This window comes from Waterburya agarophytonicola KI4 (assembly GCF_020640915.1).
GTDB classification, from domain to species: domain Bacteria; phylum Cyanobacteriota; class Cyanobacteriia; order Cyanobacteriales; family Xenococcaceae; genus Waterburya; species Waterburya agarophytonicola.
Genome location: NZ_JADWDC010000045.1, coordinates 1 through 14,085 on the forward strand (window position 1 = coordinate 1; position 14,085 = coordinate 14,085).

General features: G+C 35.5%; 10 protein-coding genes and 1 pseudogene. 4 read left to right on the forward strand and 7 right to left on the reverse strand.

Annotation, left to right across the window (positions count from 1 at the left end):
* Window positions 1–368: 368 nt before the first annotated feature.
* Window positions 369–887 carry a hypothetical protein gene (locus tag I4641_RS16075; RefSeq protein WP_229641593.1) on the forward strand — a complete coding sequence of 173 codons (519 nt, stop codon included), beginning with the start codon at window positions 369–371 and terminating at the stop codon, window positions 885–887.
* Window positions 888–916: 29 nt separating this feature from the next.
* Here the strand turns inward: I4641_RS16075 and I4641_RS16080 are convergent, their stop codons facing one another.
* The 7 genes from I4641_RS16080 to I4641_RS16110 form a co-directional block, all read right to left on the reverse strand.
* On the reverse strand, window positions 917–1,363 hold the full coding sequence (locus I4641_RS16080; protein WP_229641594.1) for a response regulator transcription factor: 447 nt from the start codon (window positions 1,361–1,363) through the stop codon (window positions 917–919).
* A 198-nt stretch (window positions 1,364–1,561) separates the two neighbouring features.
* Window positions 1,562–4,108, reverse strand: a complete 2,547-nt coding sequence (locus I4641_RS16085; RefSeq protein WP_229641595.1) for an ATP-binding protein — start codon at window positions 4,106–4,108, stop codon at window positions 1,562–1,564.
* A gap of 34 nt (window positions 4,109–4,142) precedes the next feature.
* Complete coding sequence (locus I4641_RS16090) at window positions 4,143–5,114, reverse strand: class I SAM-dependent methyltransferase (RefSeq protein WP_229641596.1); 972 nt, start codon at window positions 5,112–5,114, stop codon at window positions 4,143–4,145.
* Between the two features lie 41 nt (window positions 5,115–5,155).
* On the reverse strand, window positions 5,156–6,109 hold the full coding sequence (locus I4641_RS16095; protein WP_229641597.1) for a sulfotransferase family protein: 954 nt from the start codon (window positions 6,107–6,109) through the stop codon (window positions 5,156–5,158).
* Between the two features lie 14 nt (window positions 6,110–6,123).
* Entirely contained in the window at window positions 6,124–7,203 is a 1,080-nt protein-coding gene (locus I4641_RS16100) for a glycosyltransferase family 2 protein (protein ID WP_229641598.1), read from the reverse strand.
* Window positions 7,204–7,396: 193 nt separating this feature from the next.
* A complete protein-coding gene (locus I4641_RS16105; protein WP_229641599.1) occupies window positions 7,397–8,452 on the reverse strand; it encodes a glycosyltransferase family 4 protein in 1,056 nt (351 codons plus the stop codon).
* A gap of 17 nt (window positions 8,453–8,469) precedes the next feature.
* Entirely contained in the window at window positions 8,470–9,825 is a 1,356-nt protein-coding gene (locus tag I4641_RS16110) for a DUF4114 domain-containing protein (RefSeq protein ID WP_229641600.1), read from the reverse strand.
* A gap of 421 nt (window positions 9,826–10,246) precedes the next feature.
* Here I4641_RS16110 and I4641_RS16115 point away from each other — a divergent pair, with 421 nt between their 5' ends.
* The 3 genes and pseudogenes from I4641_RS16115 (at window position 10,247) to I4641_RS16130 (ending at window position 14,064) form a co-directional block, all read left to right on the forward strand.
* Window positions 10,247–12,406, forward strand: a complete 2,160-nt coding sequence (locus tag I4641_RS16115) for a GumC family protein (protein WP_229641601.1) — start codon at window positions 10,247–10,249, stop codon at window positions 12,404–12,406.
* 78 nt (window positions 12,407–12,484) lie between these two features.
* Window positions 12,485–13,472: pseudogene (locus I4641_RS24215) on the forward strand (glycosyltransferase family 2 protein).
* A gap of 25 nt (window positions 13,473–13,497) precedes the next feature.
* Entirely contained in the window at window positions 13,498–14,064 is a 567-nt protein-coding gene (locus I4641_RS16130; RefSeq protein ID WP_229641604.1) for a serine O-acetyltransferase, read from the forward strand.
* Window positions 14,065–14,085: the final 21 nt, after the last annotated feature.

Below are 14,085 nucleotides of genomic sequence, written 5' to 3' on the forward strand. Positions count from 1 at the left end.
CTCTCTGAATCCTTTGTCATATCTGAATTGTAAAGGTTGTCTCCCCGTCAGGAATGGGTCAAAGAAAACCCCAAAAATCTAGGATTAGTTCAAGAAAAAATCAAGCAAGAGTGGGATATTGTTAGCAGCAAAGATACGATTAAAAGAGTTTTAAAATGTCTGGGAATGAGATGGAAAAGAATCAGAAAGGTAGTAGGAGGACAACCAGACCCAGGATCAATATTCTCATTTCTGTTGCCCCTTCTTTATGGAACTACGTTCGCGAACATTAATCGCGAACTCTCAACTCTTTTTGTCCAAAGTCCAATAATTGGTGTCAACCAAAAAACTTTCACCTTAATCGTGGAGAAGCAATCTGTTTGCACAATGTGCGAATACACAAAGGAGAATTTTACGGCAAAGTTCATGTAATTATCGGTCGTAACAATCTTAATAGCGAGCTTTGGGCGATTATTAGCAATGAAAAAACTACATTAAAAACTTTTGCTGAATATAGACTACGCTTTGACATCGAAGAGAACTTTTTGGATGACCAATCAGGCGGATGGAATGTTCAACGCTCGATGATACGTGATGTCTGCGCTTTGTCTCGATTGTGGTTTATTTTAGCTGTTACTACTCTCTATGTTAGCGCACAAGGAGTAGCTGTAGTTGATAGTGGTAAGCGACGATGGGTTGACACTCATTGGTTTCGAGGTAACAGCTATTTCCGTATTGGTTGGGACTGGGTTAAAGCTGCACTCTTGAATGGTTGGAAATTAATTCGTTCTGTGACCTTCTCCAGTAATCAAGATCCGACTCCTGCTATGGCATCACTTCAACAACATAAACAACGGTTTTATCAGTTGGAATTTCAAGTTCGGACTTATTCCTACAATATTTCCTAAAAGTTTTGTCAGTCAATCAGCAACCCTGATTACTCTAACAATTCTCTTATTTTTTGTTCCAAGATTTCTACCCGCTGATGTTCGTCATTATAACGCTTCATAAACATTGCTTGTTTTAATAGACGAGAATAAATTGATTTCAATAACTCTTGTCTTGTAAAAGGCTTAGTGAGATAGTCGTCAGCTCCTAACTCCATACCATATCTAATATCAGTTTTATTGGACATAGCAGTCAAAAAAATGAAAGGAGTTAAAGTTATTTCAGGTATCTCCCGAATTGCCGTTAAAACTTCGTCTCCTTTTATTTCGGGCATCATTACATCGCAAATAATTAAATCTGGGTTGTTTTCTTTTGCCCATGAAATTGCTAAAATTCCATTATTAGTGCTGAAAACATCGAAACATTCTGCCTCTAAAAGCTCAACAATATTTTCTTTAATAAACACGTCATCTTCGATTACTAATATTGTAGTCATACCTCTAAATAAATTCAAAATTTTTACGTTTTTAGAAAAGAATCTTCTCCAATATATTTTTTATTATTCAATAGTTTAGTATTATTCGTTCACTTTTACCTCAGAAAAAAAACCTATTTTTTATTATTTAGAATAGAATAAAAGTGATTTTCAGCATCAAAATGTTATCTTGATTACAGTAAGTATACTAAGTCAAAATTATTGTTCGCTATTTAAATAAGGAAGCATAACTGTAAAAGTGCTTCCAAAATCAATTTTACTTTGTACAGATATTTCACCACCATGTAGGTGCACTGATTTTTCAACAATATGCAATCCTAAACCAGTGCCAGGAATAGAATTTACGTTACTAGCACGATAAAAAGATTCAAATAAGTGCTTGATATCTGTTTCAGAAATACCAATACCAAAATCTTTAACTCTAATAATTGCCTGTTGTGGTTGATAAATTAATTCAAAATCTATACGATCGCTATCGGGAGAATATTTAGCTGCATTAGATAATAGATTATAAATAATATGCTTAACAATTGTTACATCTATGTAAACAGTATTGGTAAAACATTGTTTGTCGAAATTCAACTGCTTTTCCAGCTTAAAATAAATTTTATGAGTTGAAATATTTAATTCAAATTCTTGAATTAATTGTTGGCATAGTTGAGATAGATCTACCTTAGTAGGTTTTAAATCGATTTTTCCTGCATCTACTTTACCTAACAGCAAAACATCATTGAGTAACTCCGTCATATGTTTGACTGAGTCTTGAATACGGTATAAATGACTAAGTTTCTTCGGTTCATCCCACTTATGACCATAGTGTTCTAGCAATTCTGAAGAAGATAGTATAGAAGCTAAAGGAGTACGAAACTCATGAGAAGCCATAGTTATAAATTGAGATTTAAACTCATTTAATTTCTGTTGCTGTTCCAAAGCTTTGCAAGTATCTTCTTCGGCTTGTTTGCGTTCTGTAATATCACGAATAATTGCCATAACTTCATCCATTTCACTAATGGCAATACGAATTTCATAGCTATTTGTTTTATTATCGTGATTATGAATTTGACATTCTAAAATTTGAACTTCACTAGTGCGGAATGCTTCATTAATACAATTTATAATTGACAAAGATACTTCTTGAGGAAAAACTTCATCTAAATGTTTGCCAAGAAACTCATTTTTGAAAACAAGTGAGCTATCAAATTTAGCGGCTTTATAGTTAACCAAGATCCCCTTGCGATTAACACGCAAAATTAGATCGGGTATAGCCTCAAGAATAGCCTTATTAGTTGCCATACTGCTGCGTAAAGCATCTTCTGCTTTTTTACGCTCTATAATCAAACCTAGCTGAGTAGCTACTGATTTAACAAGATCGAGCATTTGTTCGTTTCGAGGATGAACTAGAAAATCATAAAATACCAAAATTGCTATTATTTTTTCATTAGCAATCATGGGAACTGCTAATGCAGTTTTTAGCCCCGTTGCTTTAGCTATTTTATATCTAGAAAAAACTTCCTGATTCTGAATAGAAATATTTTCTACCCATTCGGGTTTTTTAGTTGCCCATACTCTCCCTGGTTGACCAACATTAAGAGGAAAAGCTAATGTTTGGCTCACTTCTCTAAAGTATTCGAGCTTTTCAGTACTATGAAACCAAGCTGGACTGAGTTGTAACACACTATTTTGAAAATCGGGAATCCAAGCTTCCCCAAAGCTCCAATTGACCGTTTCACAAACTTTACGCAGGATAATTGTAACCGCATCATCAAAGCTAGGTGCTTCAGAAATAGCTTGAGTAATGGTTTGTAATAAGCTAATTTCTTGTTCTTTTTGTCTGCGCTCCCCAATTTCTGAGCTTAACAACTCATTGTTATGAACCAACTCTGATGTACGTTCTACTACCCTTTGTTCTAGCTCTTTATGGGCTTTTGCAAGAAGAAACTCAGCTTTTTTCCGCTTTGATATATCTGAGACATAACATCTAATTAATCGACTAGGAGAAATTAAATGTATTGACTGTTCGTAAATTTTACGACCTATTTTTACTTCTCTTGTGAACGTCTTTTTTTCCGTAATCTTTGTCAAAGCAACAATGTTTAGCAACAAAGGGTGTTCTAATTTTTCTTGTTTGATGGTGGGGAATTGTTTGAGAGCTGCGGGATTGGTATAAGTAATATTACCCTGGAGATCAATTTCAATAATAGGATCGGAAAACAATTCAGGAAAAGATGCTAGACGTTCTAAATGTCTTTGAATTGATGCATCCCATTGTTGTGATGTTTCGTATAAGGTAGGCTCTAAGAAATTAGACTGAGGATTACTAGATTCATTGAAATTAGCTGTAGCTTCAAGATCTTCATCATCAGGCAAGAAAAAAAATGGCGACTTTTCTACCGATTTTAGTGTGTCAATTGTTTTATAGGTTGCAGTCAGATTATCTGAAAAACTTATAACATCATTATTCTGCAAATTATGAGAAAAACAAGGATTTCCGTTGATTTTAATGCCGTTTCTACTACGGCGACGGTTTAAGTCTCCATCTATTATTCTAAACCTATAATCATCATTTTCGGGGATAGTAATTCTTAATAAAGTTGCATGGTAACGAGAAATTTTGGGAGAATCAAGCACAATGAGATTATTTAAAGCTCTACCAATTGAATACGTTTTAGATTCAAGATAAATAATATATTCATCTTGATGATTGTTAATAATTAATAAATGCTTAGCAGAATTAGATTGCATCATAAATATTTAGGCTTGCTGCAAATAAAAAAATCAGTTACTTAACTCCTATCAGTCTTACAGAGTCATATTTAACTGAATTAGGCATAAATATTGATTTTAGTAATAGTTTCCAGGCACGAGTTTTAAAATTAGGTTTTTTCTCTTTTTTGATATCACACTGATAAAATGCCGTCCAAATTTCATTTTCGGTTTTTAACCAGCTATTAGAGAATTGACGGCAAAAGCCTTGATATTTGACAAAGCTTGTCTCAAAACCATGTTTTTTGAATATTTTGTCCAAACTAGATCCAGTAAAAAAGTTTAGATGTCGTGGAATATCAGACCATGGCCATTCTCCTCGATAGGTTTGAAATCCTAAAGAATTGCAATTAGGTATTTCGACAATATACACTCCCCCATCATTAAGAATTTCTTTAACGTTAGACATAACCTTATTTATGTCAATGCAATGTTCGAGAACATGAGACATAAGTACAATATCGTATTTTTCGTTTTTGATCCCTTGGGGTAGTTCTTCGGCAGTACCACTTAAAATATTAGGAGTAATTTTTTGAGCCATTTTTCTCGCTGCAGGATCGGGTTCAATGCCAAAAACATCGTATCCAGATGCTTGAAACTTGATGAGATTTTTACCGTTACCACAACCAATTTCACACATTCTAGGTTTGTTTGTCTTCAATAAAGTATCAACTTCTCCAGGATCTAAGTCTTCTCCCTGATCAAAAAGATAAGAGAGGTGGATTCTTAAACGGTCTAGGAATGATATCTTATTTTCATTGACGTCGGATGTAGCGGCATTGTGAGTGTAGTAATCATCTAAATCATAAAAATCTTCTACTTCTTCTTTTGATGGTCTATTTTCTGTCATGCCATAATCGCATTCAGAACACCAATAAATTTTGTAATCTTGAGAATTATTGGGTTTTCTATAATCACAAGGGACTGTAAATTTTGGAAAGACACGAGCTTCACAGATAGGACAACGAAGAGAATTGTTGTTATTCATTGGTATTTAATTTTCTTGATTGCTATTTGGATTATGAAAAATTACTTCAATCTAGCGGTATCAACTGTGTTGGATTGCAATTGAATTTGCTTTTGCCATTGTTTAAGCCTGAGATGTCGTGACAAAAAACTAAACAGAATTAAAGGTAGACCGTAGATATTAATACGACCTACTATTACATTTAACTTACTATGAAGTTTTAGTATTCTTTGGAACAAAGAGTTGACGGTCAATGGGGAAAAATGACTGAGTTCGTAACCATATTCGATTAGAGTATTATCTATTTTTGCTTCTAGTAAACGAACTTCCCAAGGAGATAACTTACTTTTCCATTGCTGTATCAATTTTGGGTTTGGTAAATTATAGGTGCTAGTCTCAGGATAACTAAGCATTGAGAGATTATAGCTTGTGCCAATAAATTCACACAGACTACTTAGAGTGTTCTTTGGGTTGACGATTAAAGCTTCATAATTAATCTCAATATATCTGTCCTCTGGAAGAGTAGATTTTAGCTCCGACCATAACTTTTCCACTTCTATCCAGCGATCGCTTCCCGTCCAAACATTACCAGCCCAATTCATATTCACGCAAGAGCGAGCAACATCTCTACCATCACGAATTATATGAATAAATTTTGCACCAGACCAAATTTTTAATAAGCGATCAAAATGACGATGAACTGTTGCACCAACAAAATATTTGCCTGTGTTGATGCGTTTTTGAACTAAAAAACTGTTGACAAGCTGAGGGTAGTTTAATGTATAGTCAATTTCAAAATTGCTACTTTGAAATAAACGGTCTGTAGCTAGATGATCGTAGAAATCATCAAGAGATGGATAATTTTCATTTTGAAAATAATCAACTACAAATTCGAATTCGCTATGAAAGGCAATGTTACTATGGCAATCAAGCATTAGCCTAAGTAAAGTTGTACCAGAACGTTCGGCACCTATTAAGAAAATAGGTTGAGCAATTACAGAAAAATTGTCATTCATAAAATTGTTGATGATTAAGATTTTGCTTCAGAAAAATTATCTCGTTTGGTTTTGATCCATTCCTTTTGAGGTTTAAAGACAAAGGCTAGATACATAGGAATTTTCGATAAAACATAAAAGGGAATGTTCAACAGCACTGAACCAGGTATTAGTCCTCTGCCGAACTTAATCCAAGAACCTACGATTGATGTCAAAATGAACAATCCTCCAATACCTAAAATCAGAGCAGAAACCCATGCACCGCTGAAAATCCACAGCACCAACGCCGTAACCATAGCAGCCAACCAAAACATAACTAACAATGAAAGAGGAGGAACTCCTAAGTCTAAAGCGAGAACCAGCAATCCCCAGCGTCTTTGTTTAACTGCTGCTTTTAGTAGTCGTGGCACTTGAGTCATTAAAGTTTGTAAGTGACCATGTTCCCAACGAGTTCTCTGGGTTTTAGCCGTTTGCTGTTCTTGAGGAAGAATTCCTGTCACTTTGGCGTCAGAACAATATAGTGGTGGGTAGCCAGAAATCGCTAAATCAATAGCTAACTGCATATCTTCAACCAAATTGGCATTAGCCAAGGACACGGAAGAGATTACCGACCAAGGAAAAGCCATCCCCGTTCCATAGAGTAAGCATGGCAAACTAAGTCGAGCTAGACCTTTTAAACGGACATGATTTTTAACTAAGATTGCTAGAGCAGAAATAGTATCTTTGGGAGTAGGGTTTTGAGGGCAATCTTGAAGATAAGTAGCCTGGACTGGTCTACCAGAAGCTAGAGCAACCTTGGCTAGTTGCTGTACTGTTTGGGGATGAACTATACAGTCTGCATCGATTAACACTACTGTCGATGGTGCGTCTGACTTGAGAAATTGTATTCCAAAATCTAAAGCGTAGCCTTTTCCTAATCGTGTAGAGTCTTCTCTTTCTAAGACGGTAACATCAAACTGCCTGGCGATCGCAGCAGTAGAATCACTACAGTTATCGGCTACAACCACCACGCGATCGCCAGATATCAACTGTGGCATCAAACTGCTTAAGGTCTGGGCAATGGTTAATGCCTCATTATGGGCGGGTATTAAAACCGTAATTTTACTAGAGTTCATCTAAGGTTATCCTCTATTAGTAGATTCAGGAAGCAGAGCAGCTAGGCATTCAACAAAAAGAACTGTACTGGAAATCAAAAGAGTGAATGCTACTATCAAAAGTACTGTTTGAATAAATAAGAACATTGCTTGTCAATTAAAATATTTTTTTGACGAGGATGATTGATTTATAAACATTAGTAATGTTTATAAATCAATCAAATTTTATTAACCGACGGTAAGAATTAATTCCTTGAGTTTCTAAATATCGATTGATGAGTCTTACTTGGGCATTTTTAACCACCGAGTTCAGTATTGCTGGAGAAGTTTGTTGAAGCTTGAGCAAAGATAGTCCTAAATCTTGTGCATCGTTAGCATTAAAGTGAAATCCAGAGATATTATCTTCTACTAAAGTTTTTGTACCACCTTGATTGGGAATTAACACTGGTAATCCAATCGCAATTGCTTCAAGTATTGCTAATCCAAAAGGTTCTACGGGACAAAGATGAAGTAATAAATCAGAGTTTGCCATTGCTTTAAATACGTCCTTAGAAAAACCTTTAAGAATTACTTGGGGATAATTTGCTGCTGCTTTAGTTTTTAGTTTTTCCATATCTTTGCCAAAACCAAAGATATGGAATCTAAGGTCACTCAATTCAGGAAAGGAATCCAAGGTATCAAATAATAGGTCAACTTTTTTAATGGGGTCGAGGCGAGAGACGACAATAACTCCATGAATACCTTCTTTGCCAAAGGGTTGGCGTTTGGGAATTTTTTCGATCTCAGATGCCAACAAGAAATTTTCAATTACCTGAATTTTTTTGGGATTTACTCCGTGACTTTCAAGACGTTCTCGAACATAATTTGAGACAGCAATCAATTTTACAGGTAAATTATTGAACAAGGATTTGCGTCCATAACTTAAATATTCTTCCGCACCACCATGAACCATATGTAGATGAACTACCTGGCGACGATAGAAGAGATTGCACAGCATGATTAGAATTGATTGGGAAACACTAGTCGTAGCAAATACTAATTTTTGATGTCGAACTAGATAAAATTTTATGCGACTCACTAAATCCCAATTACCTTCAAAACTTTTAGTGACAATGCTACGATTTGCGGCTTCCGCTAAGATCAATCCATCTGGGGTTAAAATCGTAGATAAATGTTCATGACTAAGACCTTTTGCAATATTTAGGGTCATTCTCTCAGTACCATATAGTTGACCGCTATATAGAATATGAATAAAAGGAATTTTATCCATAAATAAAATTGAAATGATTACAAATCTGCATCATCACCATAAGCTAGAATAGCTTCACCTATTTCTGTCTCTAACCAATTTCGATTATCTCCAATAACATCTGCGATCGCCGAAATACCAATTGCCTCCGCTCCTTCTATGGATAAAATGACATCATTGTAATCAATACTAGACTTAGGACTAGCAAAAGTATCTTCTAAACTAACAATTGTTCTTCCTTTAGTGGCAAATATTTCAGCAATTTGCCCTTGACCATTAGTATTTGCGGTTGGTAAAGAAAATAAGGGAGAATTAGATGCTGATGGGTTAATCAATAGTTCGTCGAAAGTTCCATCAGGAACTAAAACTACCCCAAAAATATCTCCAGGATTCATCTCAAAAGATTGCTTTGCAGAATATTCTCCTCGATTAAAATCAGCTTCCCATTCAAGGTCACCACTAAATTTTGCACCTTCAGTAGCATCTGATATTACTATATGACCTTGAGTAGAATTACTTTTAGCTCTATTTACAGCCTCTTCAACAAAAGCTTCCGAAGCAAAATCGTTAGGATTTAAATCTTCAAGACTGAATATTCCAACTTCGCCCTGAAAAAATCCACCATCAAAAAGATAATCAACTTTTATCTCACCCGTTTCACCTACTTCAAATACTCCCTCACCTAAGTCAGGTTCTGGGACTACTTCAGGTTCTGGGACTACTGGTTCATTAAGATTACTGCTCTTTGTGTACTCAAGTATCTCTTGCCCAATAGGGGATTCTCTCCAGTCACGATTGGAGTCAATTCTATTCTCGATGTTTGGTAAATTTCCCTCTAAACCTCGTACTTGATAGATCAAGTCATTGTAATCTCTCTTTGAATTTTCTAGAGGTAAGTCTGAGATTCCAATAGTGCCATTTCCATTGATATCAACAAACTGAGCTTGAGGAGACGAAGACTCGTTTAGATTTAATTCAGGAATAGAAAAAAGGGGTCTTTTCTCAAATTCAGAAATATTATTAAGATCTGAGAGTATGTCACCAAAACTAGTATTTGGTGCCAGTATAAAAGCTACTGCTGCCCCAGGGTTTATTTCAAAAGTTTGAATATCCTGATATTCACCACTGTTAAAATTAGGTTCGTAGCTTAATTTTGATTCAAATCTAGCACCATCCACATCATCATTAATAACAATATGACCAAGATTAGAACGAGTGCTAACTCTTCGTACCGCCTCTAATACAAATTCAGTTGAGTTAGGATCAAAAGCATCCATTCCTTCAAGATTGAATAGTCCTAATTCACCCTGAAAAAATCCACCATCAAATAAGTAATCAACTTCAATTTTTCCCTGAGAATCTACAGTGAAAGTACCAGTTTCGTATTTCAACATTAATATATTGTTTCAGTAACTTAAAGCAAAATTTATAACTTACCTTTTCATAATAAATAACAGTATTACCACTGTTTTTTAGATTACATATTTAGATATAGATGTTTTAAATAGTGATCTTACTTAATACAAGATACTTTCCTTTTCCTCTTGTTATTTTAAACATATCGAGTGTGTATTTTAGAATTTTGCTCAAATGTAATTTAAGCTACATATCTAAGTTAGTAAGCAAGTATCTTTGTTATCCCCAAAAAATCAAAAAGCACTACTGAAAAGTATTTTGACTCTTAAAACTAATAAATTTGATTAAAAAATATACAAAAACAAAAAGCTGACAATCGTTATAATCGGTGTTTAAATTATACAAACTTGTACTTTTCAAGGCTTTAATGAATTATTGTATTAGGTTGGGAGTAGGATATTGCAGGAGATTTTATTAGCTTTTAGTCCTTGTTTGAGAACTTTTCGTCGTCAAGCTTTTTTAATTATTAGTTTTGCTAGTACTACTACCATCATAGCCTTGTTACTAAGTCTAAAAGACTCTAATACCTATGTAAGTAGTTTCCGATTATTACTCGAACCAGTAAATTACACAGCCAGACTGAGTCAAGCTTCTGCTCTAACACGTACAGAAGGATTACCAGACGAAGATTTATTGAATTTGGATTATCCAACTCAGTTAGAAATATTAAAAAGTTCTTTAATCATGTCTAAAATTTCTCAAGAGGTTAAAACAAAACTGCCAAAATCTAAAGCTTCTTCGATTGATCGAGGTTTACAAGAAAATTTTATGGTTGAACGGATTACCATCGGACCTAGCCGATATGATTGGACTAAAATATTTGAAGTAACATATCAAGATACAGATCCTGAAATTGTTCAAGCCGTAGCAAAAGCAACAGCAAATCAGTATTTACAATATTCCCTAGAAGAGCGACAAAATAGTATTAATTCAGGTGTCAAATTTATAGATGAACAATTACCTAAATTAGAAAAGCGAGTTGTACATTTGCAATCTCGCCAACAAGAATTACAGCAAAATTATAATTTGATCGATCCTAGTGAAAGGGGTCAAGAATTATTTTCTCAATTAGACGAAATAAGTCAGCAAAAATCAGCTAATGAAAGTGAGTTGCTAGAACTTAAAACTCTTGCCTACACCTTACAAGGACAGTTAAATTTAACTCCCAAACAAGCTGTGGTTGCTTTGGCTCTCAATCAAAATCCTAACCATCGCGAAATATTAAGACAGCTACAGGTAACAGAAGGAAAGATTGCTGCTGAATCAGCTCGCTTTAATCCTGGTAGTCCTCATGTTTTAACTTTAAAAGAAGATAAAGAAAATATGCTAGCACTGCTGAAACAGAAAGCTAAACCTATTTTGGAGCAGCATAAAATTTCTGTTGACGATAATATTTTGGCGTTTAGTTATCAGAATGAATCTTTAATAAAATTGACTCAACAATTGATTGATACTCATAATCAAATTAAAGTTTTACAAGTTCGCGGTCACTCATTACAAACAAGCAAAAAAGCCTTAAACAAACCTGCTCAAGAGCTGCCCGCCATTGCTCGTCAATATAAAAAATTAGAACAAGATTTAGCTTTAACTACCCAAATATTAAATCAGCTGTTGACTCAAAGAGAAACACTAAAAGTAGAAGCTGCTCAAAAAGATGTGCCTTGGAAATTGCTAAGCAAAGCCGATATAACTCGTGACGAAAATAATTTGCCTTTAGCTTTTTCGCCAAATCGACCCAAAAAAATTCTAGCTGGTTTAATCTTGGGAATATCAGGAGGGATGGGAATAGCAATATTGTTGGAAAAACGGCGAGATATTTTTTACACAGCCGAGGATATTCAAGATTTACTGCTACTACCACTTTTGGGCAAAATTCCTGTAGACGATCGCTTTAAGACTGTGGATCGTCCAGATTCCAATTTTAGCGCTTTGGCTTTTATGAATGCCAATAACAAGACAAGAGAGTCTTTATTTCTTAAGTCCTTTGAATCTCTTTATGCTGAACTTACTTTTCTTTATGCCGACAATCCCATTAGCTCTCTAGTTGTTAGCTCAGTAGAACCAAAAGATGGTCAATCTACCGTTGCTTTACAGTTGGCTAAAACAGCAGCAGCAGAAGGAAAAAAAGTATTATTTGTCGATGCCAATGTAGATCAACCTCAAACTTATACCCAGTTTGATTTACCTCCATATAGAAAACTGGGTCGGGGATTGAAAAACTCTTCGGTGGTTCAAGAAGTTATTTGTCGTGTACCAGGAATTGACAATTTGTATATTTTAACTGCTAATGCTTTACGGTCAGAATGTTCGACTAAGCTTTGGTCGATGGAGATGCAGCACATAATGGGAGATTTATCAACAAACTACGATTTAGTTATTTATGATGCTCCCCATTTTTTGAATTCTCCTGACGTTAGTTTTATGGCAGCTCAAACTGATGGCATTCTCATGGTTATAGGGGTTGAAAAAACCAGTCAATCTCTAGTTAGAGAAGCCATGGATCAGATTAATTCTTTTCGCCTAACTAACTTAGGAGTAGTTGCCAATCACTTAAGTTGACATTAATCGGTTGACTTTTAAACTCAGTTAAATTCAATTTCAATAGCTTTTAGTCCCATAAAGAATTATTAGTTGATTATGTTTAATTCAAGTCAGTCAGAACAACTACCTTATTTAGTAGTGGTAATTGTAAACTACCGTACAGCCCAGTTGACTATCAATTGTTTGCGCTCATTAGTTGATGAAGTTAAAGCTTTGTCGGGAACAAGAGCTGTAGTGGTTGACAATAACTCAGGAGATCGCTCGGTGGAACAGATAAAAAATAGCATCAAAAGAGAAGGTTGGAATGATTGGGCTTCAGTGTTGCCGTCAGAACACAATGGAGGGTTTGCTTTTGGCAATAACTTAATTATGCGATCAGCATTAGAATCAAAAAACCCTCCTGCCTATTTTCTATTACTTAATCCCGATACTGTAGTGCGAGAGCGATCACTCCAGGTACTAGTAGATTTTATGGAAACAAATCCTAAAGTAGGTATTGCGGGTAGCCGCCTAGAAGATCCTGATGAAACTCCTCAATGTTCCGCTTTTCGTTTTCATACCTTGTTAAGCGAGTTAGATTCGGCTTTACGTCTGGGGATAGTTTCTCGACTATTGACAAAATGGATTGTCGCCCCCCCCCGTTGTCTCTGTTGCTCATCAAACTGACTGGGTGGCAGGGGCTAGTATGATTGTTCGTCGAGAGGTTTTAGAAACCGCTGGTTTAATGGACGAAAACTATTTTCTTTATTACGAAGAAGTTGATTTCTGTTTGCAGGCTTACAAATCAGGTTGGAACTGTTGGTATGTACCAGAAAGTAGAGTGGTGCATTTAGTTGGACAAAGTTCAGGAGTAACGAACACTAAAACCCTGCCAAAACGATTACCTAAATACTGGTTTGATTCTAGGCGCAGATATTTCCTGAAGAATCATGGTTGGCTTTATGCTGCCTTGACCGATTTAGTTTGGCTTTTAAGTTTTACTTTGTGGAGATGTCGTCGGTTTATTCAACGCAAGCCTGATAATGATCCTCCGCATATGTTGGAAGATTTCTTTGACAATAGTGCATTAGTGAAAACCAGTTAGTAATTTTATTCACGATTTGTAAGTAATGACTACCCAACTTAATGTATCCGAGAGTATCAATGTATCTGAAAAACAGTCTTTAGGATTATGGCAACAAATAAAAGAAGACTGGATTGCTCATGGACGAGATTGGACTAAACCAGGATTTAGAGCCGTTGCTGTTCAAAGGTTTGGAGTATGGAGGATGAAGCTAAAGCCAAAACTTTTACGCATCCCCTTTAGCCTAATTTATAAATCCCTCTATCGCAAAATTCGCAATACTTACGGCATCGATCTACCCTATACCGTTCAGCTTGGTCGTCGGGTAATTATCGAACATCAAAGCTGCATTATTATTCATGGATATTCTGTTATTGGTGATGACTGCGTTATTCGCCAGGGAGTAACTATCGGTAATCGTTATCTCAATCGTCCTGAAGATACTCCTAAATTAGGAGCAAGAGTCAACGTTGGGGCAGGAGCAAAAATTCTGGGTAATATTGCCCTGGGCAATGACGTAAATATTGGGGCTAATGCGGTGGTATTGAGTGATATCCCTGCCAACAAAACAGCCGTTGGCATCCCTGCAAAGTTGGTTACTACTTGCTCTTAACTTCTGAACTTCTCAACTTTT

What these genes read in the sequence shown, in the direction of transcription:
- I4641_RS16080 (WP_229641594.1), bottom strand. Translation starts at nt 1,363, where the DNA reads ATGACTACAATATTAGTAATCGAAGATGACGTGTTTATTAAAGAAAAT.
- I4641_RS16085 (WP_229641595.1), bottom strand. Translation starts at nt 4,108, where the DNA reads ATGATGCAATCTAATTCTGCTAAGCATTTATTAATTATTAACAATCAT.
- I4641_RS16090 (WP_229641596.1), bottom strand. Translation starts at nt 5,114, where the DNA reads ATGAATAACAACAATTCTCTTCGTTGTCCTATCTGTGAAGCTCGTGTC.
- I4641_RS16095 (WP_229641597.1), bottom strand. Translation starts at nt 6,109, where the DNA reads ATGAATGACAATTTTTCTGTAATTGCTCAACCTATTTTCTTAATAGGT.
- I4641_RS16100 (WP_229641598.1), bottom strand. Translation starts at nt 7,203, where the DNA reads ATGAACTCTAGTAAAATTACGGTTTTAATACCCGCCCATAATGAGGCA.
- I4641_RS16105 (WP_229641599.1), bottom strand. Translation starts at nt 8,452, where the DNA reads ATGGATAAAATTCCTTTTATTCATATTCTATATAGCGGTCAACTATAT.
- I4641_RS16110 (WP_229641600.1), bottom strand. Translation starts at nt 9,825, where the DNA reads ATGTTGAAATACGAAACTGGTACTTTCACTGTAGATTCTCAGGGAAAA.
- I4641_RS16130 (WP_229641604.1), top strand. Translation starts at nt 13,498, where the DNA reads ATGACTACCCAACTTAATGTATCCGAGAGTATCAATGTATCTGAAAAA.